The organism is Bordetella genomosp. 12 (assembly GCF_002261355.1).
Taxonomy (GTDB): domain Bacteria; phylum Pseudomonadota; class Gammaproteobacteria; order Burkholderiales; family Burkholderiaceae_B; genus Bordetella.
Genome location: NZ_NEVU01000001.1, coordinates 179,056 through 202,312, shown reverse-complemented (window position 1 = coordinate 202,312; position 23,257 = coordinate 179,056). Strand labels below are relative to the sequence as shown.

Sequence of the window (23,257 nt, the reverse complement as noted above, 5' to 3'; positions counted from 1 at the left end):
CGGGATATATTTAGGGACATAACATCAAAATACAGCTTGCACTGGCTTCTTGCAGGAGGTAACTTCACCCTGCACTGCAACATTGATGACGCAGGCCACTGCGGAGCGCGTTATGTCCCATACCCCCCAAAACGAATCCTGTCGTCCCGTCGCGGCCGTCGCGATCGATGCCTCGCGCATCGGTCTGCCTGCCGCCCAGGGTCTGTACAGCCCCCTCAATGAGCATGACGCCTGCGGCGTCGGCTTTGTCGCGCACATCAAGGGCCGCAAAAGCCACGCGATCATCCTGCAGGGCCTGAAGATCCTCGAAAACCTCGACCATCGCGGCGCTGTCGGCGCCGACAAGCTGATGGGCGACGGCGCGGGCATTCTGATCCAGATCCCCGATACGCTGTACCGCGACGAAATGGCGCAACAGGGCGTGACCCTGCCGCCGCCCGGCGAGTACGGCGTGGCCATGGTGTTCCTGCCCAAAGAAACCGCTTCGCGCCTGGCCTGTGAACAGGAACTGGAGCGCTCGGTGCGCGCCGAGGGCCAGATCGTGCTGGGCTGGCGCGACGTGCCGGTCGACCGTGACATGCCCATGTCGCCGGCCGTGCGCGATTGCGAACCGGTCATCCGCCAGCTGTTCATCGGCCGCGGCGCCGACGTGATGGTGCCCGATGCCCTGGAACGCAAGCTCTACGTCATCCGCAAGACCGCCAGCCACGCCATCCAGAACATGCGCCTGGCGCATGGCAAGGAATACTTCGTGCCGTCGGCCTCAGTGCGCACCGTGGTCTACAAGGGCCTGCTGCTGGCCGACCAGGTGGGGCGCTACTACCGTGACCTGGCTGATCCGCGCACCGTCTCGGCCCTGGCGCTGGTGCACCAACGCTTCTCGACCAATACCTTCCCGGCCTGGCCGCTGGCCCACCCCTACCGCATGATCGCCCACAACGGCGAAATCAACACGGTCAAGGGCAACTTCAACTGGCTGCGCGCCCGCGAAGGCATGATGCAGTCGGCGGTGCTGGGCGAGGATCTGAAAAAGCTCTATCCCATTGTCTACGAAGGCCAGTCGGATACTGCTACGTTCGACAACTGCCTGGAGCTGCTGGTCAATTCCGGCTACTCGCTGTCCCACGCGATGATGATGATGATCCCGGAAGCCTGGGAGCAGCACACGCAGATGGACCAGAGCCGCCGCGCTTTCTACGAATACCACGCGGCCATGATGGAGCCCTGGGACGGTCCGGCCGCTGTGGCCTTCACCGACGGCCGCCAGATCGGCGCCACCCTGGACCGCAATGGCCTGCGCCCGGCGCGCTACCTGGTCACCGATGACGATATGGTCATCATGGCCTCGGAAGCCGGCACGCTGTCCATCCCCGAAAACCGCATCGTCAAGAAATGGCGTCTGCAGCCCGGCAAGATGTTCCTGATCGACCTGGAACAGGGCCGCATCATCGACGACAGCGAGATCAAGTCCCAGCTGGCCAACAGCCGCCCCTACCGCCAGTGGATCGAGCGCCTGCAGATCAAACTGGAATCGCTGCCCGCGCCGCGCTCGAACTCGCCGGCCACGCAGACCTCGGTGCCGCTGCTGGATCGCCAGCAAGCGTTCGGCTGGACGCAGGAAGACTACAAGTTCATCCTCGAACCCATGGCCAGCACCGGTGAAGAAGTCATCGGCTCCATGGGCAACGATGCGCCGCTGGCCGTGCTGTCGAACCGCGCCAAGCCTTTCTACAACTATTTCCGCCAGTTGTTCGCGCAAGTGACCAACCCGCCGATCGACCCGATCCGCGAGCAGATGGTCATGTCGCTGGTGTCCTTCATCGGGCCCAAGCCCAACCTGCTGGATATCAACAACGTCAACCCGCCGCTGCGCCTGGAAGTCTCGCAACCGGTGCTGGACTTCGCCGCCATGGCGCAGATCCGCGACATCGATCAGGTCACGGGCAAGAAATTCCGCAGCTACGAGCTGGATATCACCTATCCGGCCGCCTGGGGCTCGGAGGGCATCGAAGCCCGCGTGGCCGCGCTGTGCGCCCGCGCCGTGGACGCGGTGCAAAGCGGCTACAACATCCTCATCGTCTCCGATCGCCTGATCGACAGCGAGCGCGTCGCCATTCCGGCCCTGCTGGCCACCTCGGCGGTGCACCAGCACCTGATCCGCGCCGGCCTGCGCACCAACACCGGCCTGGTCGTCGAGACCGGCTCGGCGCGTGAAGTGCACCATTTCGCGCTGCTGGGCGGTTACGGCGCCGAAGCCGTGCACCCCTATCTGGCGCTGGAATCGCTGGGCCGCATGAGCAGCCCCGAGAAGGCCGTCAAGAACTACATCAAGGCCGTCGGCAAGGGCCTGAACAAGGTCATGTCCAAAATGGGCATCTCGACCTTCATGTCCTATTGCGGCGCGCAGATCTTCGAAGCGGTGGGCCTGCAACGCGAGCTGGTCGAGAAGTACTTCACCGGCACGGCCTCCAACATCGAAGGCATCGGCATTTTCCAGGTGGCCGAGGAAGCGCTGCGCATGCACCGCGCCGCCTTCAGCGCCGACCCCGTGCTCGAGAACGCCCTGGACGCCGGCGGCGAATACGCCTTCCGCATCCGTGGCGAAGAACACATGTGGACGCCGGATTCGATCGCCAAGCTGCAGCACGCTTCGCGCTCGAACAACTACCGCACCTACAAAGAGTACGCGCAGATCATCAACGACCAGAGCCGGCGCCACATGACGCTGCGCGGTCTGTTCGAGTTCCGCGTCGACCCGACCCGCGCCATTCCGCTGGACGAAGTCGAACCGGCCAAGGACATCGTGCGCCGCTTTGCCACGGGCGCCATGTCGCTGGGTTCCATTTCGACCGAAGCGCACTCGGTCCTGGCCGTGGCCATGAACCGCATCGGCGGCAAGTCCAATACGGGCGAGGGCGGTGAGGACGAACTGCGCTACCGCGCCGAAATGCGCAAGGGCAAGAGCACCATCAAGGACGGCGACACGCTGGCCTCCTTGCTCGGCAGCGACCGCATCGAAGCCGATGTGCCGCTCAAAAAAGGCGACTCACTGCGTTCGCGCATCAAACAGGTCGCTTCGGGCCGCTTCGGCGTCTCGGCGGAGTACCTGTCCAGCGCCGACCAGATCCAGATCAAGATGGCCCAGGGCGCCAAGCCCGGTGAGGGCGGTCAGCTGCCCGGCCACAAGGTCTCGGAGTACATCGCCAAGCTGCGCTACTCCGTGCCTGGCGTGGGCCTGATTTCGCCGCCGCCGCACCATGACATCTATTCGATCGAGGATCTGGCCCAGCTGATCCACGACCTGAAGAACGTCAACCCGCGCGCCTCGATCTCGGTCAAGCTCGTCTCCGAAGTCGGCGTGGGCACGGTGGCCGCCGGCGTGGCCAAGGCCAAGGCCGACCACGTCGTGATCGCCGGTCACGACGGCGGCACGGGCGCCTCGCCGGTGTCGTCCATCAAGCACGTCGGCACGCCCTGGGAACTCGGCCTGGCCGAAACCCAGCAGACGCTGGTGCTCAACCGTCTGCGCAGCCGTATCCGCGTGCAGGCCGACGGCCAGATGAAGACCGGCCGCGACGTCATCATCGGCGCGCTGCTGGGCGCCGATGAGTTTGGCTTCGCCACCGCGCCGCTGGTCGTCGAAGGCTGCATCATGATGCGCAAGTGCCACCTGAACACCTGCCCGGTGGGCGTGGCCACGCAGGATCCCGAACTGCGCAAGAAATTCCAGGGCAAGCCCGAGCACGTGGTGAACTACTTCTTCTTCGTGGCCGAAGAAGTGCGTGAAATCATGGCCCAACTGGGCATCCGCAAGTTCGAGGACCTGATCGGCCGCACCGACCTGCTGGACATGCGCACCGGCATCGAGCACTGGAAAGCGCGCGGCCTGGACTTCCAGCGCGTGTTCCACCGTGTGACCTCGGACATCGCCGTGCGCCACATCGAAGAGCAGGATCATGGCCTGGCCGGCGCGCTGGATCACCAGTTGATCGAACGGGCCCGTCCGGCCCTCGAGCGCGGCGAGAAGGTGTCCTTCATCGTGCCGGTGCGCAACCGCAACCGCACGATCGGCGCCATGCTCTCCGGCGCGGTGGCGGCGCGCTATGGCCATGAAGGCCTGCCCGACGACACCATTCATATCCAGTGCAACGGTACGGCGGGCCAGAGCTTCGGCGCCTTCCTCGCCCATGGCATCACCATGGACCTGGTCGGCGAAGGCAACGACTATGTCGGCAAAGGCCTGTCCGGCGGCCGCATCATCGTGCGCTCGCCGAACGATTTCCGCGGTTTCGGCCCGGATCACATCATTGCCGGCAACACCGTCATGTACGGCGCGCTGGCCGGCGAGGCCTTCTTCAACGGCGTGGCCGGCGAACGTTTCGCGGTGCGCAACTCGGGCGCGGCCACTGTCGTCGAAGGCACGGGTGACCACGGCTGCGAATACATGACCGGCGGCACGGTCATCGTGCTGGGCGAAACCGGACGCAACTTCGCTGCCGGCATGTCCGGTGGCGTGGCCTACGTCTGGGATCCGGACGGCAGCTTCAAGCACCGCTGCAATCTGTCCATGGTCGAGCTCGAAGCGGTCACCCCGCACACCGAGCAGCAGGCCCTGGGCAATATCGAGATCTGGCATAGCGCACAACGCGGCGGCGAGCGCGAGACCGACGAAACCATTCTGCGCCGGCTGGTGGAAGACCACTTCCGCTACACCGGCAGCTACCGCGCCCGCGAAATCCTGGGCGACTGGGAAAGCTCGCGCAGCAAGTTCGTCAAAGTCATGCCGACGGAATACCGCCGCGCCCTGGGTGAAATGTGGCGTGCAGCCAACCCGCAACAAATGGCTGCCTGAGGACCGACATGGGAAAGATCACTGGTTTCATGGAGTATCAACGCCTGCAAGAGGCGTCGGAAGCTCCGCAAAAGCGTCTGAAGAACTGGCGCGAGTTCGTGCTGCACCTGAGCGATGACCAGGCCAAGCAGCAGGCGGCCCGCTGCATGGACTGCGGCATTCCGTTCTGCAACAACGGCTGCCCGGTCAACAACATCATTCCGGACTGGAACGACCTGGTCTACCACCAGGATTGGCGTGCGGCGCTCGACGTGCTGCACTCGACCAACAACTTCCCGGAGTTCACCGGCCGCATCTGCCCGGCGCCCTGCGAGGCTGCCTGTACCTTGAACATCAACAGCGACGCTGTCGGCATCAAGTCCATCGAGCACGCCATCATCGACAAGGGTTGGGCCGAAGGCTGGGTCGCCCCCAAGCTGCCGACGCGCAAGACCGGCAAGCGGGTCGCCGTCGTGGGTTCCGGCCCCGCCGGCCTGGCCTGCGCGCAGCAACTGGCCCGCGCCGGCCATGCGGTGACCGTCTTCGAAAAGAGCGACCGCATCGGCGGCCTGCTGCGCTACGGCATTCCTGACTTCAAGCTCGAAAAATCGCAGATCGACCGCCGCGTCGTGCAGATGGAAGCCGAAGGCGTGGAGTTCGCGCCCTCGACCTTCATCGGCGATGCGACCGATCCGGCGGCCGACGGCCTGAGCGTGCGCAGCCCGCAATCGCTGATGGACGAATTCGACGCCGTGGTCATGAGCGGCGGCTCGGAGTTTCCGCGTGATCTGCCGGCGCCTGGCCGCGAACTGGACGGCGTCTACTACGCCATGGACTTCCTGCGCCAGCAGAACAAGGCCGTGGCCGGCGACCGCCTGAGCAACCAGACCCTGGCCCGCGGCAAGCACGTGGTCGTCATCGGCGGTGGCGACACCGGTTCCGATTGCGTGGGCACGAGCAACCGCCACGGCGCGCTGTCGGTCACGCAGTTCGAACTGCTGCCCCAGCCGCCCGAGCAGGAAAACCGCGCCATGGTCTGGCCTTACTGGCCGCTCAAGCTGCGCACCTCGTCCTCGCATGAGGAAGGCTGCCAGCGCGACTGGTCGGTGACGACCAAGGCCTTCAAGGGCGCCAATGGCAAGCTCGAAAAACTGGTCGGCGCCCGCGTCGAGTGGATCAAGGACGAAGCCACCGGCCAGATGAAGATGCGCGAGATCGAAGGCTCGGAGTTCGAGATCAAGGCCGATCTGGTGCTGCTGGCCATGGGTTTTGTCTCGCCAGTGCAAAGCGTGCTCGAGGCCTTTGGCGTGGACCGCGATGCGCGCGGCAATGTGCGCGCCAACACCGACGACTACCAGACCAACGTCCCCAAGGTCTTCGCCGCCGGCGATATGCGCCGCGGCCAGTCGCTGGTGGTCTGGGCCATTCGCGAAGGCCGCCAGTGCGCCCGCTCGGTCGATGCCTTCCTGATGGGCAGCTCCGAACTGCCGCGCTAAGCGCCAACGCGCCCGAAAAGCCGGCCCGCGCACAGCGCAGGCCGGCTTTTTTGTACTCCGACCCCGTAAACGGCGGGCCGGTTGTGGCGCGATCTACACACTTGCCGCAAGACTCTCCCCGGGTTTGACCCAGGTCAAGACCGGCCGCCCGCCGCTCTGCGAACCTGTATGCCTACCCCTTAAGACATCTCTGGAGAGAGGAAATGCATTCGGTTTTCAGGCGCGGTCGCGCTATTGTCCTGGCCACACTCTGTGGCGCCGCCCTGTCCGCCCCCGCGCTGGCTCACGAAGAAGGCGACTGGCTGTTCAAGGTCGGCGTCACGCAAGTGCGCCCCAAGTCCAATAACGGCAGCGTGCTCAATGGCAGCGTGGGCCTGGATGTCGACAACAACGTCCGTCCCTCCTTCACGGTCACCTACATGGCCACCCGCAATGTGGGCATCGAACTGCTCGGCGCCTGGCCCTTCCAGCACGATATCAACGGCAGCGGCCTGGGCAAGATCGGCAGCACCAAGCAATTGCCCCCGACCCTGAGCCTGCAATGGCACTTCCTGCCCGACAGCACGGTCCAGCCCTATGTCGGCGTCGGCCTGAACTACACCCATTTCTTTGACACCAAAGCCCGTGGCGCCCTGGCCGGGTCGGATCTCAAGCTCAAAGACTCCTGGGGCGTGGCCGGCCAGATCGGTATGGACGTCAAGCTGAGCGAACGCTGGTTCTTCAACGCCGATCTGCGCTATGTGGACATTTCGTCCAAGGTCAAACTCAATGGCGAACGCGTCGGCACCGCCCGCATCGACCCCTGGGTCGTGACGGTCGGCGTGGGCTACCGCTTCTGACTTTGCCGGGCGGGCAGCGCATAATGCGCGGACCTAACTCAAATAACAGAGAGGAGTTCCGCGCATGCGTTTCTTTCGCCCCTTGCTGGCCGCCGGCCTGATCGCAGCCACCGCCAGCGCTGCCCACGCCCAGGATACGGGCAACTGGCCCAATGCCAAGCCCATCACCCTGATCGTGCCGTACGCGCCGGGCGGCTTTGCCGACACGCGCGTGCGCATCCTGGCGCGCAAGTTGGGCGAAGCGCTCAAGCAGTCCGTCGTGGTGGAGAACAAGGCCGGCGCCGGCGGCGTCATCGGCACCAATCTCATCGCCAAGGCAGCGCCCGACGGTTACACCATCGGCACGGGCAACCTGGCGCCGCTGTCGGTCAACCCGTCGCTCATGCCGGATGTGCCTTATCAGGTCGACAAGGACCTGGCCCCGGTGATCCTGATCGAGAACAGCCCGCTGGTGCTCAGCGTCAACAACGACGTGCCGGTCAAGACCCTGGGCGAACTCATCGCGCTGGCCAAGAAATCCCCCGGCAAGCTGACCTTCGGCTCGTCGGGCGTGGGCGGGGCCCATCATCTGTCGGGCGAAATGTTCCGCGAACAGGCCGGCATCGACATCGTCCATGTGCCTTACAAGGGCGGCAGCCTGGCGGCGACCGACCTGATGGGCGGCCACATCACGATGATGTTCGAAATGGGCTACTCCGCGTTACCGGCCATCCAGGGCAAAAAGATCCATCCCATCGCCGTGACCTCGGCCAAGCGCCTGGAAGTGCTGCCGGACGTGCCCACCATGGCCGAATCCGGTGTGCCGGGATTCGAATCCTATAACTGGCAAGGCATCGTCGCCCCGGCCGGCACCCCGGCGCCCATCATTGCCCGCCTGAACACCGAGTTCAACCGCATTCTCAAGGATCCGGAGGTGCAGAAAGCCATCTCCGACACCGGCAGCCAGGCCGGCGGCGGCACCCCCGAGGAATTCGGCGCCTTCATCCGCGACGAAACCGCCAAATGGGCCAAGGTGATCAAGGCCGGTAACATCACGCTGCAGTAAGGCTTTCCGCCCACGGCCGGTATAGCGCCGGCCGGGCCGACCCCCGGGTTGGCGGAAAACACTGTTCCACCGGTGAGCCGCCCTCGCGATGCGCAGGGGGCTCGGGCTACAATGCCCCCTTTGCCAACCGCGCACGCGCCCGGGTTTATCCCGGTCCGTTCAGCCCACCACCCGCTGCCCATGCCCGTTTCCACTCGCAACAGCTCGGATCTCGTACTGTCCTGCAAGGACGTGGCGCTGGGATATGGCGACTTCACCGTGCTGTCCGGCATCACGCTGGAAGTCAGCGCCGGCGAAGTCGTCGCCATCATGGGCGGGTCGGGCTCGGGCAAGACCACGCTGCTGCGCGCGGCCACCGGCCAGATCGTGGCCCAGCGCGGCCAGGTGCTGGCCTTTGGCCAGGACGTCGCCACGGCCAGCCCCCCGCAGCTGCAAGGCCTGCGCAAGCGCATGGGCGTGCTGTTTCAGCAAGGCGCGCTGTTCACCGACCTGAACGTCTACGAGAACGTCGCCTTCCCGCTGCGCGAACACACGCGCTGCAACGAGGCAGAAATCCTCGAGAAAGTCCTCGATAAGCTCGATGCCGTCGGCCTGCGGGCCGCCGCGCATCTGCGCGTGGCCGAGATCTCCGGCGGCATGGCGCGCCGCGTGGCCCTGGCCCGCGCCGTGGTCCTGGAACCCGAACTCATCCTCTACGACGAGCCCTTCGCGGGGCTGGATCCCATCTCCATGGGCATCACCGCGCGGCTGATCCGGCATCTTTCCGACCGGCTGCATTGCGCCTCGGTCCTGATCACCCACGACATCCAGGAATCCTTCGCCATCGCCGACCGGGTCTACCTGGTGGGGCAGGGCCAGATGAAGGCCTACGGCACGCCGCAGACCCTCAGCGACTCGCAAGATCCCTATGTGCGGCAGTTCCTGGACGGCGCCCCCGACGGCCCGGTCGCCTTCCGCTATCCGGAAACGCCTGCTTTCCAGACGTGGCTGGGGCAACAGCAAGGACGCAAATCATGAGCGCCCGTTTCATCTCCGCCATCGGCGCCGGGGTCGGCAACACCATCCGCGGCGTGGGTTATTTCACCCGCTTCTTCGGCGCCATCCTGGCCCGCTCGGGCATCGCGCTCAAGCGCCCGCGCCTGGTCTCCCAGCAGATTCACTTCATCGGCAATTATTCGCTGCTGATCATCGCCGTGTCGGGCATGTTCGTCGGCTTCGTCCTGGGCCTGCAGGGGTACTACACCCTGAACCGCTATGGCTCCGAAGAGGCGCTCGGCCTGCTGGTGGCGCTGTCGCTGGTGCGCGAACTCGGCCCGGTGGTGACCGCGCTGCTGTTTGCCGGCCGTGCCGGCACCTCGCTGACCGCCGAGATCGGCCTCATGAAGGCCGGAGAGCAACTGGCCGCCATGGAAGTCATGGCGGTCGACCCCATGCGCCGGGTGCTGGTGCCGCGCTTCTGGGGCGGCGTGATCGCCATGCCCATTCTGGCCGCCGTCTTCTCCATGGTGGGGATCCTCGGCGGCTGGGTGGTCGGCGTAGTCTTGATCGGCGTGGACACCGGCGCGTTCTGGTCGCAGATGCAAGACGGCGTCGACGTCTGGAACGATGTCGCCAACGGCGTCATCAAGAGCCTTGTTTTTGGCGTCACCGTGACCCTGGTGGCGCTGTATGAAGGCTGGCAGGCCCGCCCCACGCCGGAAGGCGTGGCGCGCGCCACCACCCGTACCGTGGTGGTGGGCTCGCTGGCCGTGCTGGGCCTGGACTTTCTCCTGACTGCCCTGATGTTTGGCAATTGATACGGATTCATCATGTCACGTGAAAAAACCGATTTCTGGGTTGGCCTGTTCGTGCTGCTGGGCGCCGCGGCGCTGGTGTTTCTGGCGCTGCGCGCCGGCAACCTGAGCAGCTTCTCGTTTGCGCCTACCTATCAACTCACCGCCAGTTTCGACAACATCGGCGGCCTGAAAGTGCGCGCGCCGGTCAAAAGCGCCGGCGTGGTGGTCGGCCGTGTCGCGCAGATCAGTTTCGACGACAAGACCTTCCAGGCCGTGGTCACCCTGAACCTCGAAACGCCGTATCAATTCCCGTCCGACTCCTCGGCCAGCATCCTGACCTCGGGCCTGCTGGGCGAGCAGTACATCGGCGTGACACCGGGCAGCGAGGAAGAAAATTTTGCCGATGGCGGCAAAATCCGCTATACACAAAGCGCCGTCGTCCTCGAGCAGCTCATCAGCAAGTTCCTGTACGGCACGGCCGAAAAGCAGGGCACGGCGGCCGGCGAATCCGGCGCCCATTAAGTCCGCGGCCCTCGGCGGCCCCGATATCACCACCCTACGAATACCTATCGAAGGTGCGCTACACCATGAAGATGCAAGCCCTCACCCGCCTGACCACCATCGCTGCCGCCGGCGCCGTGCTGGCTGGCTGCGCCGCGTCGCAGCACCCGGATCCCAGGGACCCCTGGGAGGGCTTTAACCGTGGCGTGTACAAGTTCAACGACACCGTGGACCGGGCGCTGTTCAAGCCCGTGGCCCAGGGCTATACCTATGTCGTTCCCTCGCCGGTGCGCACCTGCGTGCACAACGTGTTCAGCAACCTGGGCGATATCTGGGCCGGCACCAACAGCATGCTGCAAGGCCGCGGCCACGATTTCATCAACACCCTGGGCCGCTTCCTGTTCAACTCCACCATGGGCATCGGCGGTTGCATCGACGTGGCCTCCATGAACGGCGCGCGCAAGATCCCCAACGACTTCGGCACCACGCTGGGTGTGTGGGGCTTCAGCCAGGGGCCTTACCTCGTCCTGCCGTTCTGGGGCGCGAGTTCGGTGCGTGACGGCGTCGGCCTGATCGGCGACTGGAACGGCAACCAGCTGGCCACGGTGGGCCGTATCGACAACATCCCGCTGCGCAACTCGCTGTGGGGCCTGGAAGTCGTCGATGCGCGCGCCAACCTGCTCGATGTGACCAATACGGTGGACCGCGTCGCGCTGGACTCCTACAGTTTCGTGCGTGATGCCTATCTGCAGCGCCGCGCCGCGCTGGTGCGCGGCGACCGCGTCGGCGACGATGCCGATCTGCCCAACTACGATGACGACGACGAGGACGACACGCCTGCCCAGGCCAGCCCCGCCGCTACCCAACCGGCCAAGTAAAGCCGGCCAAGAAGAAGGAGTTCCTATGCAGTTTTCTGTCTTTACCTTTGCCCGCCGCGTCCTGTTGGCCTGCGCACTGCTGGTCAGCGGCGCGGCCGTGGCCCAGACCCCGGACCCCAAGGGCTCGCCCGACCAGTTCGTCCTGGATGCCGCCAACCACACCATCAGCGTGCTCAAGGCCGATCGGGGCGTCAAGGCCGGCGACTTGAACCACATCAATCAGGTGGTCAACCAATACATCCTGCCCTACGTCAACTTCGAGAAGACCACCCGCCTGGCGGCCGGCCGCTACTGGCGCCAGGCGACCGACGACCAGAAAAAGCGTCTGGCCGAAGCGTTCCGCGGCACGCTGGTACGCACCTACAGCGGCGCGCTCACCAATGTCGACAACGGCACCACCATCAAGCTGCTGCCGATGCGCGGCGACCCCAATGCCGACGACGTGGTCGTGCGCTCGCTCATCAGCCAGAGCAACTCCCAGCCCGTGCAGGTCAACTATCGGCTCGAGAAGACCCCGCAAGGCTGGCGCATCTATGATCTGAACGTCGAAGGCATCTGGCTGATCGAAAACTATCGCAATCAGTTTGCCCAGCAGATCAATCAGAACGGCATCGACGGCCTGATCAACGCGCTGAACCAGCGCAATCAATAGCAGCGCAGCCAGGCCGGCAGGCCTGGCCCGTCTGCCGGGGCGCGCGCAGGCCCTTCGCCCCGGCCCCTCTATAATGACGGTTTCGCTCTTTCCGGGCGCCAACCGGGCATGCCCCGGGAATCTCCGCCGCGTTTATGCCAGCCGTCAGCCTCGAACACGTCTCCAAGATCTACCCGCCGCGCCGGCAAGGGTGGAAAAGCCTGTTGGGCGCCAAGACCGGCCAGGGATTCCAGGCTCTGAACGACGTCAGCCTGCGGATCGAGCATGGCGAATTCTTCGGCCTGCTCGGCCCCAATGGCGCCGGCAAGACCACGCTGATCTCCGTGCTGGCCGGCCTGGCCAATGCCACCGCCGGCCGCGCCAGCGTCTGTGGCTACGACGTAGTGACCGACTACAAGCAGGCCCGCCGCGCGCTGGGCGTCGTCCCTCAAGAACTGGTGTACGACCCCTTTTTTACCGTGCGCGAGACCTTGCGCCTGCAATCCGGCTATTTCGGCCTGCGCAACAACGACGACTGGATCGACGAGATTCTCTTCAACCTGGGCCTGGCCGATAAAGCCGAGGTCAATATGCGGGCCCTGTCCGGCGGCATGAAACGCCGCGTGCTGGTCGCCCAGGCTCTGGTGCACCGCCCGCCGGTCATCGTGCTCGACGAACCCACCGCCGGGGTGGACGTCGACCTGCGCCGCACGCTCTGGGAGTTCATCTCGCGCCTGAATCGCGCCGGCCACACCATTATGCTGACCACCCACTACCTCGAAGAGGCCGAGGCCCTGTGCGGCCGCATCGCCATGCTCAAGGCTGGCCGCATCGTCGCGCTGGACACCACCCAGGCCCTGCTGGCCCGCGTGGGCGGCGTCGACCTGGAGGACGCCTTCGTGCGCATCATGCACCAGGACGACCCGCTGCCCGCCGTCCTGATCGACGAGGAGACGCTGCCATGAGCACGGCCGAACCGCTGGTGCAGCCGCGCCTGGACGCCGGCTCCGGATTCCCGACGCTGCTGCGCAAGGAGCTGCTGCGCTTCTGGAAGGTAGGTTTTCAGACCATCGCCGCGCCGGTGATCACCGCGCTGCTTTATCTGCTGGTGTTTGCGCATGTGCTGGAAGGACGCATGGTGGTCTACGGCTCGGTGCCGTACACCGCCTTCCTGATCCCGGGGCTGATGATGATGAGCATGCTGCAGAATGCCTTCGCCAACCCGTCGTCCTCGCTCATCCAGAGCCGTATCACGGGCAATCTGGTGTTTGTGCTGCTGCCCCCGCTGTCGCATCGCGAACTCTTCGCGGCCTACGTCATCGCGGCCATCGCGCGCGGCATGGCCGTGGGCCTGTGCGTCTGGCTGGTGGCGCTGTTTTTCGTGCCCCTGATCCCCAGCCACCCGGTCTGGGTGCTGGTGTTCGCCGTGCTGGCCTGCGGCATCATGGCCGTGCTGGGCGTGGTGGCCGGGCTCTGTTCCGAGAAATTCGACCAATTGGCCGCTTTCCAGAACTTTCTCGTCATGCCGGCCACCTTTTTGTCGGGCGTGTTCTACTCTATCCATACGCTGCCGCCGTTCTGGCAGGCAGTGTCCCACTGGAACCCGCTGTTCTACACCATCGACGGTTTCCGCCACGGCTTTTTCGGCATTTCGGATGTCTCGCCCTGGCGCAGCCTGGCCGTCGTGGCCGGCGTGTTCGTCGTACTGTCTCTATTCGCGCTGCGCCTGCTGGCGCGCGGCTACAAGCTTCGGAACTGACCCATGCTTCCCACCCCTGAGCAAGTCCGCCAATACATCGTGGACGGACTGCCCTGTGAACATATCGACGTGCAGGGCGACGGCTCGCACTTCGACGCCGTCATCGTCAGCCCCGCCTTCGAAGGCAAGCGCCTGATCGCCCGTCACCAACTGGTCTATGCCGCGCTGGGCGACCGCATGAAAGCGGAAATCCATGCGCTGTCCATGCGCACCCTCACGCCTGCCGAGTTCAACAAGGCAGGCAGCTGATGGATAAGCTGCGCATCACCGGCGGAGCCAGGCTGCAAGGAGAGGTCTCCATTTCCGGCGCCAAGAACTCGGCCCTGCCCATTCTATGCGCCAGCCTGTTGACGGCCGATCCGCTGCATCTGGCCAATGTGCCGCAACTGAACGACACCCGCACCATGCAGCGCCTGCTGGGGCAGATGGGCGTGCGTTCGGAAAGCTCGGGCACCGACGTCACGCTGCAGGCCGATCGGGTCGACAGCCTCGAGGCGCCGTATGAGCTGGTCAAGACCATGCGCGCCTCCATCCTGGTGCTGGGCCCGCTGGTGGCGCGCTTTGGCGAGGCGCGCGTGAGCCTGCCCGGCGGATGCACCATTGGCCAGCGCCCCGTGGACCAGCACATCAAAGGGCTGGAAGCGCTGGGCGCGGAGATCACCATGGAGCATGGCTTCGTGGTGGCGCGGACCACGCGCCTGAAAGGCGCGTCGGTGCGCACCGACATGGTGACCGTCACCGGCACCGAGAACCTGCTGATGGCCGCCGTGCTGGCCGACGGCCAGACCATTCTGGAGAACGCCGCGCGCGAACCGGAAGTCGTGGATCTGGCCGAGCTGCTCATCAAGATGGGCGCCCGCATCCAGGGCCACGGCACCGACCGCATCGTCATCGATGGCGTGCCGCGCCTGCATGGCGCGGCGCACACCGTCATCTCCGACCGCATCGAGGCCGGCACGTTTCTGTGCGCCGTGGGTGCGACCGGCGGCGACATCATGCTACGCAACACCGACGCGGCCATCATGGGCGCCACGCTGGACAAGCTCGGCGAGGCGGGACTGGCCATCACCACCGGGCCGGACTGGATCCGTGCCAGCATGGACCGCCGTCCGCGCGCCGTGGGGCTGCGCACGCACGAATATCCCGGCCTGGCCACCGACATGCAGGCCCAGATCATGGCCCTGAACGCCGTGGCCGAAGGCACGGCCATCGTGGTCGAAAACATATTCGAGAACCGCTTCATGCACGTGCAGGAACTCTGCCGGCTGGGCGCGGACATCGACATCGATGGCCATACCGCCGTGGTGCGGGGCGTCAGCCAGTTGTCCGGGGCCAAGGTCATGGCCACGGATCTGCGCGCCTCGGCCAGCCTGGTCATCGCCGGCCTGGCGGCCGAAGGCGTCACCCAGGTCGACCGCATCTATCATCTGGATCGCGGCTACGATCGTATGGAAGTCAAATTGCGCAATCTCGGCGCGCGCATCGAGCGCGTCTCAGGCAAGGAAGAGGAATGAGCAACGCCCCCGCGCCCCTGACACTGGCCCTGTCCAAGGGGCGTATTTTCGAAGAAACCATGCCGCTGCTGGCCGAGGCCGGCATCGAAGTGGGTGAAAGCCCCGAAAGCTCGCGCAAGCTGATCCTGCCCACCAGCGACCCTGGCCTGCGGCTGATCATCGTGCGCGCCTCGGATGTGCCCACCTACGTGCAGTATGGCGCGGCCGACTTCGGCATCGCCGGCAAGGACGTGCTGATCGAACATGCCGCCGGCCAGGCGGGCCGCCTGTATCAGCCCATCGACCTGAACATCGCCAAATGCCGGCTGAGCGTGGCCGTGCGCCAGGACTTCGACTACGCCGCCGCCGTGCACCAGGGCGCCCGCCTGCGCGTGGCCACCAAGTATGTGCAATCGGCGCGCGAACACTTCGCCAAGAAAGGCGTGTACGTCGACATCATCAAACTGTATGGCTCGATGGAGCTGGCGCCGCTGGTCGGGCTGGCCGATGCCATCGTCGACCTGGTGTCGACCGGCGGCACGCTGCGCGCCAACGGCTTGCGCGAAGTCGAGGCCATCATGCCGATCTCCTCGCGCCTGATCGTCAACCAGGCCTCGCTCAAGACCCGCCGCGACCGTCTGCAACCGCTGCTCGACGCCTTTGAGCGCGCCTCGGCGCGCCAGGACTGACCTGCCTTTCCCGAAGACCGACGCCATGGCTCTGATCAACCGACTCGATTCCCGCGACGCGGGCTTCCCCTCCGACTTGTCCCGCCTGCTGGCCTTCGAAGCCGCCGAGGACGAGTCCATCGACCGCGCCGCGGCCGGCATCCTGGCCGATGTGCGCGCCCGCGGCGACGCGGCCCTGCTCGAATACACCCAGCGCTTTGACCGTGTCGCCGTCAGCGACGCGGCCGCGCTGGAGATTCCCAAACCGGAGCTGCAGGCGGCGCTGGCCAGTCTGCCGGCCGCGCAACGCAATGCGCTGGAAGCCGCCGCCGACCGCGTGCGCGCCTACCATGAGCACCAGCGCGCCGAGACCTGGACCTATACCGACGCCGAGGGCACCATGCTCGGCCAGCAGGTCACGCCGCTGGACCGCGTGGGGCTTTACGTGCCGGGCGGCAAGGCCGCCTATCCGTCTTCGGTGCTGATGAACGCCATCCCGGCCAAGGTTGCCGGCGTGCCCGAGCTCATCATGGTCACCCCCACGCCCGACGGCCTGCGCAACCCCATCGTACTGGCGGCCGCGGCCATCGGCGGCGTGGACCGCGTCTTCACGATCGGGGGCGCCCAGGCCGTGGCGGCGCTGGCCCATGGCACGGCCACCGTCCCGGCCGTCGACAAGATCGTCGGCCCGGGCAATGCCTATGTCGCGGCGGCCAAGCGGCGGGTGTTCGGCGTGGTCGGCATCGACATGATCGCCGGGCCGAGCGAAATCCTGGTCATCTGCGACGGCAAGACGCCCGCCGATTGGATCGCCATGGATCTGTTTTCGCAGGCCGAACACGACGAGCTGGCCCAGTCCATCCTGCTGTGCCCCGACGCGGCCTATCTCGATGCGGTCGAGGCCGCCATCGAACGGCTGCTGCCCACCATGCCGCGCGCGGACATCCTGCGCCAGAGCCTGGCCAATCGCGGCGCGCTCATCCTGGTGCGCGATCTCGAAGAAGCCTGCACCATCGCCAACACGATCGCGCCGGAACACCTGGAGATCTCCACCGAGCAGCCCGAAATCTGGACCGCGCGCATCCGCCATGCCGGCGCCATCTTCATGGGCCGCTACAGCTCCGAATCGCTGGGCGATTACTGCGCCGGCCCCAACCACGTTCTGCCGACCTCGCGCACGGCCCGCTTCTCCTCGCCGCTGGGTGTCTATGACTTCCAGAAACGCTCCAGCCTGATCCAGGTCTCGCGGCAGGGCGCCCAGACCCTGGGCCGCATCGCGGCGGAACTGGCGCTGGGCGAAGGCCTGCAGGCGCACGCGGCCAGCGCGCAGTACCGCCTCGACGAGCAATCATGACCGCCGCCAGCCGGGTCGCCCGCACGGTGCGCGCCGATATTCAGGCGCAAACCGCCTACGCGGTCGCCCCCAGCGCGGCCGACGTCATCAAGCTCGACGCCATGGAGTGCCCCTATCCCTTGCCGGACGGGGTGCGCCAGGCCATTGCCCAGGCCGCGCACGACACGGCGCTCAATCGCTATCCGCAGGCCGACCTCTCGGCCCTCAAGGCCGAGGTGGCGGCCGCCTTCGGCGTGCCGCCGCAGGCCCACCTGCTGTTTGGCAATGGCTCGGATGAGCTCATCCATCTGCTGGTGCAGGCCTGTTGCGAGCCTGGCGACGTGGTGTTGTCGCCCTGGCCCTCGTTCGTTTATTTCGACATGGCCGCGCAGTTCAACCATGCGCGCTTCGAGGGCGTGCCCCTGACGGCCGACCTGGAGCTGGATCTGCCGGCCATGCTGGCGGCCATCGAACGCCACCAGCCCAAGGTCATCTTTCTGGCTCTGCCCAACAATCCCACCGGCGGGCTGTGGCCGGACGAGGCCGTCCACGCCATTCTCGCGGCGGCCCCGGGCCTGGTGGTGATCGACGAGGCCTACCAGCCGTTCGCCGGCCACAGCTGGATGCCGCGCGTGGCGGACCTGCCCAACGCCGTGGTCATGCGCACGGTCTCCAAGATCGGGCTGGCCGGCCTGCGTTTCGGGTATCTGGCCGGCCACCCGGACTGGATCGCCCAGATCGACAAAGTGCGTCCGCCCTATAACGTCGATGTGCTGACCCAGGCGGTGCTGCGCGTGGTGCTGCGCCACAAGGCCGTGCTGGACGAGCAGGCCGCGCGCCTGCGCGCCGACCGCCAGCCGCTGGCCCAAGCGCTGGCGGCATTGCCCGGCGTCAGGGTCTACCCCAGTGCGGGCAATTTCGTACTTGCACGCTTTGGCGGCAAGCTCGACGGCAACGCCGTGCATCTCGCCCTGAAAGCGCGCAAAATACTGGTCAGAAACTTCTCCGCGGCGCACCCGCTGCTGGCCAACTGCCTGCGCATCTCGGTTGGCACCCCCGAAGAAAACGCGGCCCTGCTGGCCGCCCTGCAAGACATACTGAGTCCCTGATATGCGTACCGCAGAAATCATCCGCAATACCAACGAGACGCGCATCCGCGTGGCCGTCAATCTCGACGGCACCGGCAAGCAGAGCATAGACACCGGTGTGCCCTTTCTGGACCACATGCTGGATCAGATCGCCCGCCACGGGCTGGTCGATCTGGACATCAAGGCCGAGGGCGACCTGCATATCGACGCCCACCATACCGTGGAAGACGTCGGCATCACGCTGGGCATGGCCATCGCCAAAGCCATCGGCAACAAGGCCGGGCTGCGCCGCTACGGCCATGCCTATGTGCCGCTCGACGAAGCCCTGTCGCGGGTGGTGATCGATTTCTCGGGCCGCCCCGGCCTGGAGTATCACATCGACTTCACCCGCGCGCGCATCGGCAATTTCGACGTCGATCTGACGCGCGAGTTCTTCCAGGGCCTGGTCAATCATGCCCTGATGACGCTGCACATCGACAATCTGCGCGGTTTCAATGCCCACCACCAGGCCGAAACAGTCTTCAAGGCCTTCGGCCGCGCCCTGCGCATGGCCATGGAGGTCGATCCCCGCATGGGCGACGTGATCCCGTCGACCAAGGGCGTGCTGTAACACCGAGGCCTACACGAATTGAGCACCATCGCCATCGTCGACTACGGAATGGGCAATTTCCATTCCGTCGCCCGCGCGCTGCAATACGCCGCGCCCCAAGCCAATATCCGCATCTGCAACCGCAGCCAGGACATCGACGCGGCCGATCGCGTCGTCTTCCCCGGCCAGGGCGCCATGCCGGACTGCATGCGCACCCTGAATGAATCGGGCCTGGCCGAGTCCGTGCTGCGCGCGGCCCGCAACAAGCCCTTGCTGGGTGTCTGCGTGGGCGAACAGATGCTGTTTGCCGCGAGCGAAGAGGGCAACACCCCCTGCCTGGACATCTTCCCGGGCCAGGTGCGCCGCTTTGCCGGCCCGCGTTTCGCGGACATCGTGACCGCCGACGAGCAGGGCAATACCGGCCCGGTGGCCACCGACACCCGCGAAGAGCGTCTCAAGGTTCCGCACATGGGCTGGAACAAAGTGCGCCAGACCCGCGCGCATGCGCTGTGGGACGGCATTCCGGACGGGGCGCATTTTTATTTCGTCCATAGCTATTACGCCGCGCCCGCGGACCCGGCCCTGACGGTCGGGGAAAGCGATTACGGCCTTGCCTTTACCTGCGCGGTGGCCGCCAGTAACATTTTCGCGGTGCAATTCCACCCTGAAAAGAGTGCCGAGCATGGTTTGCGCCTGTATCGCAATTTTGTAGACTGGCAACCATAGCCGCCTGCGCACGAGCTCCCGCGGCCTTTTTCTCAACCGAACTTTTCTACGCTCGCTATCCACCATGCTGCTGATCCCCGCCATCGACCTCAAAGACGGGCGCTGCGTGCGCCTGCGCCAGGGAGACCTGGACGATGCTACGGTGTTCTCCGAAGACCCCGCCGCCATGGCTTCGCATTGGCTTGCCCAGGGAGCCCGCCGGCTGCATCTGGTCGACCTGAACGGCGCCGTCGCCGGCAAGCCCAAGAACGAAGCCCCCATCAACGCCATCCTGGACGCCGTGGGCGATGACATCCCGGTGCAGATCGGCGGGGGTATTCGCGACCTGGACACCATCGAGCGCTATCTCGACGCCGGCATTTCCTACGTCATCATCGGCACGGCGGCGGTCAAGAACCCCGGCTTTCTGCATGACGCTTGCGGCGCCTTCCCGGGCCAGATCATCGTCGGCCTGGACGCGCGCGACGGCAAGATCGCCACGGACGGCTGGAGCAAACTGACCCGCCATGACGTGCTCGACCTGGCCAAGAAGTTCGAAGACTATGGCTGCGAAGCCATCATCTACACCGACATCGGCCGCGACGGCATGCTTTCGGGCGTCAACGTCGAATCCACGGTGCGTCTGGCCCAGCATGTGCGTATCCCCGTGTACGCCTCGGGCGGCATTGCCGGCCTGCCGGACATCGAAGCGCTGTGCGCCGTCGAATCCGAAGGGGTCGAAGGCGCCATCCTGGGCCGCAGCATCTATGAAGGCGCGCTCGACTTCCAAACGGCGCAGACCCGCGCCGACGAACTGACAAAATGACGCAAACCCAGGGCGCCGACGGCGCCGGCACTTCCTCGGCGCTGACGCGCCGCATCATTCCCTGCCTTGACGTCACGGCTGGCCGTGTCGTCAAGGGGGTGAACTTCGTCAATCTGACCGACGCCGGCGATCCGGTCGAGATCGCGCGCCGCTACAACGAGCAGGGCGCCGACGAGCTCACGTTTCTGGACATCACCGCCACCAGCGATGGCCGCGACCTGATCCTGCCCATCATCGAGCAGGTTGCCTCGCAGGTCTTCATCCCGCTGACCGTCGGCGGCGGCGTGCGCCAGGTCGCCGACGTGCAGCGCCTGCTCAACGCCGGCGCGGACAAGATCAGCATCAACAGCGCTGCCGTGGCCAACCCGGAGCTGGTGCGCGCGGCCGCCGCCTATCACGGCTCGCAATGCATCGTGGTGGCCATCGACGCGCGGCGCGTCAGCGCTGCCGGCGAAGCCCCGCGCTGGGAAGTCTTCACCCACGGCGGCCGCAAGGCCACCGGACTGGACGCCGTCGCCTGGGCACGGCGCATGGCCGCCTATGGCGCCGGCGAAATCCTGCTCACCAGCATGGACCGCGACGGCACCAAATCCGGCTTTGACCTCGAACTGACCCGCGCCGTCTCCGACGCCGTGCCGGTGCCGGTCATTGCCTCGGGCGGCGTGGGCAACCTGGAACACCTGGCCGAGGGCGTGACCACGGGCCGCGCCAGCGCCGTGCTGGCCGCCAGCATCTTCCACTTCGGCCAGCACACCGTGCGCGAATGCAAGGCATTCATGGCCGAACGCGGCATCGAAGTCAGACTGGATTGATATGAGCACCGAACCGGATTGGATGGCCGAAGTCGTTTTTGACGCCGATGGCCTGATTCCCGCCATCGCCCAGGATGCCGAAAACGGCCAGATCCTGATGGTGGCCTGGATGAACCGCGAAGCCCTGGCGGAAACCGCCGCCACCGGGCGCGCGGTGTACTGGTCGCGCTCGCGCCGCAAGCTCTGGCGCAAGGGCGAAGAATCCGGCCACGGCCAGCAGGTCCATGAACTGCGCCTGGACTGCGACGGCGACGTCATCCTGCTGAAAGTCCACCAGAACGGCGGTATCGCCTGCCACACCGGCCGGGCCAGCTGCTTTTACCGGCGCCTGGACGGCACTTCCCAGCGCGCGACCTGGGTGACGGTCGACCCCGTGCTGAAAGACCCTGAGCTGATCTACAAATGAGCCTCTCTCCCGCCTACGGCGCCGACGTGCTTGCGCGCGTGGCCGACACCCTGGAAACCCGCCGCCCCGAAAACGGCGGCGATCCGCAAACCTCCTATGTGGCCAAGCTGTTTGCCAAGGGCCCGGACGCGTTTCTGAAGAAAATCGGCGAGGAAGCCACCGAACTCGTCATGGCCGCCAAGGATGGCCAGGCCGAGCGTATCGTCAGCGAAACGGCCGATCTGTGGTTTCATTGCCTCGTCACGCTGGCTCACTACAATCTGCGCCCCGAGGACGTGCTGGCTGAACTGGCACGCCGCGAAGGGTTGTCGGGCCTCGAAGAAAAAGCCCGCCGGCCCGCCGACTGAGAACCGTATGAGCGAAAACTGTATCTTCTGCAAAATCGCGCAAGGCGCCATCCCGGCCAGCAAGGTCTACGAGGACGATGAATTCGTCGTTTTCCGCGACATCAACCCGGCCGCGCCCGTGCATCTGCTGCTCATCCCGCGCCGGCACATCACGTCCATGCAGGACGTCACTGCCGAGGATGCGGGATGGTTGGGTAGAATGATGACACTCGTGCCGCGCCTGGCCCAGGAAAACGGCTGCAATCCCGGGCCGCAGGGGGGCTTCCGGTTGCTGGCCAATGCCGGCGCCGAAGGTGGCCAGGAAGTTCCGCATCTGCATTTCCACATTATTGGCGGTTCGCGTCCCTGGAAAGGCCGCGCAGCCCCCGAAGCCTAAACACGGAGAGTTGTCATGGGTAGCTTCAGTATCTGGCATTGGCTGATCGTTCTGGTCATCGTTGCCCTCATTTTCGGCACCAAGAAACTGCGCAACATCGGCTCGGATCTGGGCGGCGCGGTCAAGGGTTTCAAGGAAGGCATGAAAGACGCCAATGGCGAGAAACCCGAGCAGGTCACGCAGCAGCGCGCCGATGACACCATCGACGTGCAAGCGAAAGAAAAACACAATTCCTGAGTTCCGGGCGGGCCTGCGGCCCGCCTGATCTAACCAAGCGGCAGACGCATGTTTGATGTCAGCTTCACGGAACTGGTCGTAATTGGCGTCGTGGCGCTGATCGTGCTCGGTCCCGAACGCCTTCCCAAAGTCGCCCGTACCGTCGGCCACCTGCTTGGCCGCGCGCAGCGCTACGTCAACGACGTCAAATCCGATATCCAGCGCGAAATCGAACTGGACGAACTGCGCAAGTTCAAACAGGAAATGGACAGCACCGCGCAGGACGTCAACCTGTCCTTGAAGCAGGCCACCGACTCGATACGGTCGGCAGGCGACACGCTGCGCGCCGAACTCGACAACACGACGCGAGCGGTCAACGAAGCGGCCGCCGACGCCGAGCGCAGCATCGCGCCGCCGGCACCTGCCCCCCTTAGCCAGACCGAGGCGGCGCCTGCGCCGGCCATCACACCGCCGGCGCCCTCCACGGCGACTCCGTCGGTGACTCCTGCGGCAGCGCCCGCGGTAGCTCCGGGAGTCGCCCCGGCCGCCGAATCCGCCGACGACGCGCCGGCCACGCCGCCCGCCGCCTCCAAGACCCCGCCCACTGGTAACGCAACGTGAGTCAGGACAAGCAAACGCTAGA

At 65.7% G+C, this 23,257-nt stretch carries 25 protein-coding genes; all 25 read left to right on the top strand.

Annotated elements, in window-relative coordinates:
- Positions 1 to 112: 112 nt before the first annotated feature.
- The 25 genes from CAL22_RS00985 (at position 113) to tatB (ending at position 23,235) form a co-directional block, all read left to right on the top strand.
- Positions 113 to 4,852, top strand: a complete 4,740-nt coding sequence (locus CAL22_RS00985) for a glutamate synthase-related protein (protein WP_094809617.1) — start codon at positions 113 to 115, stop codon at positions 4,850 to 4,852.
- A gap of 8 nt (positions 4,853 to 4,860) precedes the next feature.
- Positions 4,861 to 6,327: a glutamate synthase subunit beta gene (locus tag CAL22_RS00980; protein WP_094809615.1), complete on the top strand. Its 1,467-nt coding sequence runs from the start codon at positions 4,861 to 4,863 to the stop codon at positions 6,325 to 6,327.
- 203 nt (positions 6,328 to 6,530) lie between these two features.
- Complete coding sequence (locus CAL22_RS00975; protein WP_094809613.1) at positions 6,531 to 7,166, top strand: OmpW/AlkL family protein; 636 nt, start codon at positions 6,531 to 6,533, stop codon at positions 7,164 to 7,166.
- Positions 7,167 to 7,230: 64 nt separating this feature from the next.
- Positions 7,231 to 8,211, top strand: a complete 981-nt coding sequence (locus tag CAL22_RS00970) for a Bug family tripartite tricarboxylate transporter substrate binding protein (protein ID WP_094809611.1) — start codon at positions 7,231 to 7,233, stop codon at positions 8,209 to 8,211.
- Between the two features lie 180 nt (positions 8,212 to 8,391).
- Complete coding sequence (locus CAL22_RS00965; RefSeq protein WP_094809609.1) at positions 8,392 to 9,228, top strand: ABC transporter ATP-binding protein; 837 nt, start codon at positions 8,392 to 8,394, stop codon at positions 9,226 to 9,228.
- Complete coding sequence (gene mlaE / locus CAL22_RS00960; protein ID WP_094809607.1) at positions 9,225 to 10,007, top strand: lipid asymmetry maintenance ABC transporter permease subunit MlaE; 783 nt, start codon at positions 9,225 to 9,227, stop codon at positions 10,005 to 10,007. Before CAL22_RS00965 ends, mlaE begins: the two co-directional genes overlap by 4 nt.
- Before the next feature lie 12 nt (positions 10,008 to 10,019).
- Entirely contained in the window at positions 10,020 to 10,508 is a 489-nt protein-coding gene (mlaD, locus tag CAL22_RS00955; protein WP_094809605.1) for an outer membrane lipid asymmetry maintenance protein MlaD, read from the top strand.
- A gap of 65 nt (positions 10,509 to 10,573) precedes the next feature.
- Entirely contained in the window at positions 10,574 to 11,365 is a 792-nt protein-coding gene (locus CAL22_RS00950; RefSeq protein ID WP_094809603.1) for an MlaA family lipoprotein, read from the top strand.
- Between the two features lie 25 nt (positions 11,366 to 11,390).
- Complete coding sequence (locus CAL22_RS00945; protein WP_094809601.1) at positions 11,391 to 12,017, top strand: MlaC/ttg2D family ABC transporter substrate-binding protein; 627 nt, start codon at positions 11,391 to 11,393, stop codon at positions 12,015 to 12,017.
- Between the two features lie 134 nt (positions 12,018 to 12,151).
- Positions 12,152 to 12,961: an ABC transporter ATP-binding protein gene (locus tag CAL22_RS00940; RefSeq protein ID WP_094809599.1), complete on the top strand. Its 810-nt coding sequence runs from the start codon at positions 12,152 to 12,154 to the stop codon at positions 12,959 to 12,961.
- Entirely contained in the window at positions 12,958 to 13,755 is a 798-nt protein-coding gene (locus tag CAL22_RS00935) for an ABC transporter permease (RefSeq protein WP_094809597.1), read from the top strand. The genes CAL22_RS00940 and CAL22_RS00935 overlap by 4 nt, the downstream gene beginning before the upstream one ends.
- Before the next feature lie 3 nt (positions 13,756 to 13,758).
- Positions 13,759 to 14,004: a BolA family protein gene (locus tag CAL22_RS00930; RefSeq protein ID WP_094809595.1), complete on the top strand. Its 246-nt coding sequence runs from the start codon at positions 13,759 to 13,761 to the stop codon at positions 14,002 to 14,004.
- Positions 14,004 to 15,269 carry a UDP-N-acetylglucosamine 1-carboxyvinyltransferase gene (murA, locus tag CAL22_RS00925; RefSeq protein ID WP_094809593.1) on the top strand — a complete coding sequence of 422 codons (1,266 nt, stop codon included), beginning with the start codon at positions 14,004 to 14,006 and terminating at the stop codon, positions 15,267 to 15,269. The genes CAL22_RS00930 and murA overlap by 1 nt, the downstream gene beginning before the upstream one ends.
- A complete protein-coding gene (hisG, locus tag CAL22_RS00920; protein WP_094809592.1) occupies positions 15,266 to 15,937 on the top strand; it encodes an ATP phosphoribosyltransferase in 672 nt (223 codons plus the stop codon). Before murA ends, hisG begins: the two co-directional genes overlap by 4 nt.
- A 25-nt stretch (positions 15,938 to 15,962) precedes the next feature.
- On the top strand, positions 15,963 to 17,270 hold the full coding sequence (gene hisD, locus CAL22_RS00915) for a histidinol dehydrogenase (protein ID WP_094809591.1): 1,308 nt from the start codon (positions 15,963 to 15,965) through the stop codon (positions 17,268 to 17,270).
- Positions 17,267 to 18,358 carry a histidinol-phosphate transaminase gene (gene hisC, locus CAL22_RS00910; protein WP_094809589.1) on the top strand — a complete coding sequence of 364 codons (1,092 nt, stop codon included), beginning with the start codon at positions 17,267 to 17,269 and terminating at the stop codon, positions 18,356 to 18,358. The genes hisD and hisC overlap by 4 nt, the downstream gene beginning before the upstream one ends.
- Position 18,359: 1 nt before the next feature.
- A complete protein-coding gene (gene hisB, locus CAL22_RS00905) occupies positions 18,360 to 18,947 on the top strand; it encodes an imidazoleglycerol-phosphate dehydratase HisB (protein ID WP_094809587.1) in 588 nt (195 codons plus the stop codon).
- Between the two features lie 18 nt (positions 18,948 to 18,965).
- Positions 18,966 to 19,652: an imidazole glycerol phosphate synthase subunit HisH gene (hisH, locus tag CAL22_RS00900; RefSeq protein WP_094809585.1), complete on the top strand. Its 687-nt coding sequence runs from the start codon at positions 18,966 to 18,968 to the stop codon at positions 19,650 to 19,652.
- 64 nt (positions 19,653 to 19,716) lie between these two features.
- Positions 19,717 to 20,457 (top strand): 1-(5-phosphoribosyl)-5-[(5-phosphoribosylamino)methylideneamino]imidazole-4-carboxamide isomerase, encoded by a 741-nt coding sequence (gene hisA / locus CAL22_RS00895; RefSeq protein ID WP_094809583.1) that lies wholly within the window; start codon positions 19,717 to 19,719, stop codon positions 20,455 to 20,457.
- Positions 20,454 to 21,269 (top strand): imidazole glycerol phosphate synthase subunit HisF, encoded by an 816-nt coding sequence (gene hisF, locus CAL22_RS00890; protein WP_094809581.1) that lies wholly within the window; start codon positions 20,454 to 20,456, stop codon positions 21,267 to 21,269. Before hisA ends, hisF begins: the two co-directional genes overlap by 4 nt.
- A 1-nt stretch (position 21,270) precedes the next feature.
- Positions 21,271 to 21,675, top strand: a complete 405-nt coding sequence (gene hisI, locus CAL22_RS00885) for a phosphoribosyl-AMP cyclohydrolase (protein ID WP_094809579.1) — start codon at positions 21,271 to 21,273, stop codon at positions 21,673 to 21,675.
- On the top strand, positions 21,672 to 22,022 hold the full coding sequence (locus tag CAL22_RS00880) for a phosphoribosyl-ATP diphosphatase (RefSeq protein WP_094809577.1): 351 nt from the start codon (positions 21,672 to 21,674) through the stop codon (positions 22,020 to 22,022). Before hisI ends, CAL22_RS00880 begins: the two co-directional genes overlap by 4 nt.
- Positions 22,023 to 22,029: 7 nt before the next feature.
- Positions 22,030 to 22,398 carry a histidine triad nucleotide-binding protein gene (locus CAL22_RS00875; RefSeq protein WP_094809575.1) on the top strand — a complete coding sequence of 123 codons (369 nt, stop codon included), beginning with the start codon at positions 22,030 to 22,032 and terminating at the stop codon, positions 22,396 to 22,398.
- Positions 22,399 to 22,413: 15 nt separating this feature from the next.
- Entirely contained in the window at positions 22,414 to 22,635 is a 222-nt protein-coding gene (tatA, locus tag CAL22_RS00870; RefSeq protein ID WP_094809573.1) for a Sec-independent protein translocase subunit TatA, read from the top strand.
- A gap of 48 nt (positions 22,636 to 22,683) precedes the next feature.
- The gene (tatB, locus tag CAL22_RS00865; protein ID WP_094809571.1) at positions 22,684 to 23,235 is read left to right on the top strand and encodes a Sec-independent protein translocase protein TatB; all 552 of its coding nucleotides are present in this window, start codon (positions 22,684 to 22,686) and stop codon (positions 23,233 to 23,235) included.
- Positions 23,236 to 23,257: the final 22 nt, after the last annotated feature.

What these genes read in the sequence shown, in the direction of transcription:
- CAL22_RS00975 (WP_094809613.1), top strand. Translation starts at nt 6,531, where the DNA reads ATGCATTCGGTTTTCAGGCGCGGTCGCGCTATTGTCCTGGCCACACTC.
- hisB (WP_094809587.1), top strand. Translation starts at nt 18,360, where the DNA reads ATGCGTACCGCAGAAATCATCCGCAATACCAACGAGACGCGCATCCGC.
- mlaD (WP_094809605.1), top strand. Translation starts at nt 10,020, where the DNA reads ATGTCACGTGAAAAAACCGATTTCTGGGTTGGCCTGTTCGTGCTGCTG.
- hisF (WP_094809581.1), top strand. Translation starts at nt 20,454, where the DNA reads ATGACGCAAACCCAGGGCGCCGACGGCGCCGGCACTTCCTCGGCGCTG.
- CAL22_RS00980 (WP_094809615.1), top strand. Translation starts at nt 4,861, where the DNA reads ATGGGAAAGATCACTGGTTTCATGGAGTATCAACGCCTGCAAGAGGCG.
- CAL22_RS00880 (WP_094809577.1), top strand. Translation starts at nt 21,672, where the DNA reads ATGAGCCTCTCTCCCGCCTACGGCGCCGACGTGCTTGCGCGCGTGGCC.
- CAL22_RS00940 (WP_094809599.1), top strand. Translation starts at nt 12,152, where the DNA reads ATGCCAGCCGTCAGCCTCGAACACGTCTCCAAGATCTACCCGCCGCGC.
- CAL22_RS00970 (WP_094809611.1), top strand. Translation starts at nt 7,231, where the DNA reads ATGCGTTTCTTTCGCCCCTTGCTGGCCGCCGGCCTGATCGCAGCCACC.
- CAL22_RS00950 (WP_094809603.1), top strand. Translation starts at nt 10,574, where the DNA reads ATGAAGATGCAAGCCCTCACCCGCCTGACCACCATCGCTGCCGCCGGC.
- murA (WP_094809593.1), top strand. Translation starts at nt 14,004, where the DNA reads ATGGATAAGCTGCGCATCACCGGCGGAGCCAGGCTGCAAGGAGAGGTC.
- tatA (WP_094809573.1), top strand. Translation starts at nt 22,414, where the DNA reads ATGGGTAGCTTCAGTATCTGGCATTGGCTGATCGTTCTGGTCATCGTT.
- CAL22_RS00930 (WP_094809595.1), top strand. Translation starts at nt 13,759, where the DNA reads ATGCTTCCCACCCCTGAGCAAGTCCGCCAATACATCGTGGACGGACTG.
- hisC (WP_094809589.1), top strand. Translation starts at nt 17,267, where the DNA reads ATGACCGCCGCCAGCCGGGTCGCCCGCACGGTGCGCGCCGATATTCAG.
- CAL22_RS00985 (WP_094809617.1), top strand. Translation starts at nt 113, where the DNA reads ATGTCCCATACCCCCCAAAACGAATCCTGTCGTCCCGTCGCGGCCGTC.
- CAL22_RS00945 (WP_094809601.1), top strand. Translation starts at nt 11,391, where the DNA reads ATGCAGTTTTCTGTCTTTACCTTTGCCCGCCGCGTCCTGTTGGCCTGC.
- tatB (WP_094809571.1), top strand. Translation starts at nt 22,684, where the DNA reads ATGTTTGATGTCAGCTTCACGGAACTGGTCGTAATTGGCGTCGTGGCG.
- hisI (WP_094809579.1), top strand. Translation starts at nt 21,271, where the DNA reads ATGAGCACCGAACCGGATTGGATGGCCGAAGTCGTTTTTGACGCCGAT.
- hisG (WP_094809592.1), top strand. Translation starts at nt 15,266, where the DNA reads ATGAGCAACGCCCCCGCGCCCCTGACACTGGCCCTGTCCAAGGGGCGT.
- CAL22_RS00935 (WP_094809597.1), top strand. Translation starts at nt 12,958, where the DNA reads ATGAGCACGGCCGAACCGCTGGTGCAGCCGCGCCTGGACGCCGGCTCC.
- mlaE (WP_094809607.1), top strand. Translation starts at nt 9,225, where the DNA reads ATGAGCGCCCGTTTCATCTCCGCCATCGGCGCCGGGGTCGGCAACACC.
- CAL22_RS00965 (WP_094809609.1), top strand. Translation starts at nt 8,392, where the DNA reads ATGCCCGTTTCCACTCGCAACAGCTCGGATCTCGTACTGTCCTGCAAG.
- CAL22_RS00875 (WP_094809575.1), top strand. Translation starts at nt 22,030, where the DNA reads ATGAGCGAAAACTGTATCTTCTGCAAAATCGCGCAAGGCGCCATCCCG.
- hisD (WP_094809591.1), top strand. Translation starts at nt 15,963, where the DNA reads ATGGCTCTGATCAACCGACTCGATTCCCGCGACGCGGGCTTCCCCTCC.
- hisA (WP_094809583.1), top strand. Translation starts at nt 19,717, where the DNA reads ATGCTGCTGATCCCCGCCATCGACCTCAAAGACGGGCGCTGCGTGCGC.